Origin of the sequence: Mesorhizobium sp. KR1-2, from assembly GCF_040045035.1 — a bacterium.
GTDB lineage: Bacteria > Pseudomonadota > Alphaproteobacteria > Rhizobiales > Rhizobiaceae > Pseudaminobacter.
Genome location: NZ_JBDZDS010000030.1, coordinates 1 through 1728, shown reverse-complemented (window position 1 = coordinate 1728; position 1728 = coordinate 1). Strand labels below are relative to the sequence as shown.

Here is a 1728-nt window from a genome sequence, read left to right as displayed (position 1 = left end):
CTGCGATCGTGACCTGAATGGTTTCCGCATGGGCCGAAACGGCACTCATGCTTAGCACCAGCATCGCGCCGAACCACAGATGCCGCATCGACAACATGATCTGATCCTTACTTGAGTTCAGCGGCGACGTGCTCGGCATGCTGCTCGTGGCCCTGGAAAATCTTCAGACCGGTTTCGAGCAGGCCCTTGAGTTCGGGATTGCTCGACGACGGGATCAGAACGGTCTCGAGTGCGCCGTTGACCTGCTTGTGGTAGGCCACCTCGTTGTCAATGTAGGCCTTATCGAAGGCCGGGCCGTCGAGCTTGGCCAATCTGGCGCGCTCGTCGGCGGCTGCCTTGGCCAACGCCTTGCTGGTGTCATTATCCTCCGGCTTGACGTTGAGCTTTTTGAGCAGGTCGAGCGCCTTTGCGTTCACCGCCTCGTGATCGCGCATCATGTCGTGGGCAAAGGCCACGACATTCTTGTTCTTGGACTTCGCGATGGCTTGTTTGGCCGCTTCGACGTCTATGACGCCGGCGGTATAGGCAATATGAGCGATCTGCGGATCGGTTGGCTTGTCGGCGGCCTGGGCCAAAGGCGCGGCGCTGAACAGGCAGAGCGCGGCCAATGCCGCGATGGGACGAATAATCATGACAGCCTCCTGTACTCCGGCGTGGAACGGTGCCGGCGTCTTCCAGTGGATGCTTCATTGGATGCGGAACGGAGCAAAACGTTCCCGCGTAAATCAATCCGAGTAGCTTAGCCGCTTCATCACCGCGGTGGTCAGGCGTTCGCAACGCTGACCAGCAAATGGAAACGCGTCCAACAGAACCGGTCCGATCTGCGCATTCAACTCCTTGCGCACGAGCGCGCGGGCGCGATGCAGCCTGGTCTTGACGGTCTCCGGGCGCACATCGAGCAGTTCAGCAGTCTCATCGATGCTCAGGCCTTCGAGCACCCGAGCGACGAAGACGGACCGATAGACGTCGGGAAGGTTGTCGGTCGCGCGTTCGACCAATTGCATGATTTGCCGCTGCGCCATCGTCCGCTCCGGATCGTCCAGACTTGCGTTGAGCGGAAATTGAATAACCTCGGCTTCGATAGTCCGATCACTGGATTTTGCAAGCTTCGCTGCGCGCTGCCTCTTGCGCAAGCGTCCGAGGGCCTCATTGATCACGATGCGGGAAAGCCATGTCGCAAGTGTGGATTGGCCGCGAAAGCTCTGGAGGTGGGCGAAGGCGTGGACGTAAGCCTCCTGCACGACATCCTCGGCTTCGTCGTTGTTGGAGACGATCCCCCGAGCAATCCGATAGAGCCTCTGGTTGTATCTCTGCATGATCGCGCGAAAGGCGCTACCGTCATGAGCAAGTGCCCGGCGTGCCAAGTCCATGTCATCGACGGCGGTGACATTGTTGAATGCATCTCTTTGTACGTGCGCCATGAGCGGTCTCCACATCCCAATAGATGGCGCTCGACAAGAAAGGTTCCCTATCTGCCAACCACTTCTTGCAATCACTCGGACGACATCAACACAGAAACGACCCCGCCACCTTACGGCAGCGGGATAGCCACTGACGTACACTGCCGTCGAAGAGTCAATTGATGCCGGGCCGCACCGTGTTGACGGTGCGGCCGACCTTATCCGGCGCAATTAATACCCCGGATAATATCCCGGATAGCAGGCGCCGTAGTAGCCGTAGTAGCCGGTGGCATAGTAGGGGTTGCAGTAATACAACAACGGCAGGCCT

The 1728-nt window shown here is 58.8% G+C and carries 2 protein-coding genes; both read right to left on the bottom strand.

The genetic code is table 11. The features are described from left to right. Positions 1-107: 107 nt before the first annotated feature. The gene (locus ABLE85_RS23855; protein WP_348795188.1) at positions 108-632 is read right to left on the bottom strand and encodes a DUF4142 domain-containing protein; all 525 of its coding nucleotides are present in this window, start codon (positions 630-632) and stop codon (positions 108-110) included. Between the two features lie 93 nt (positions 633-725). Beyond that, positions 726-1421, bottom strand: a complete 696-nt coding sequence (locus ABLE85_RS23850) for an RNA polymerase sigma factor (protein ID WP_348795187.1) — start codon at positions 1419-1421, stop codon at positions 726-728. Positions 1422-1728 lie beyond the last annotated feature (307 nt).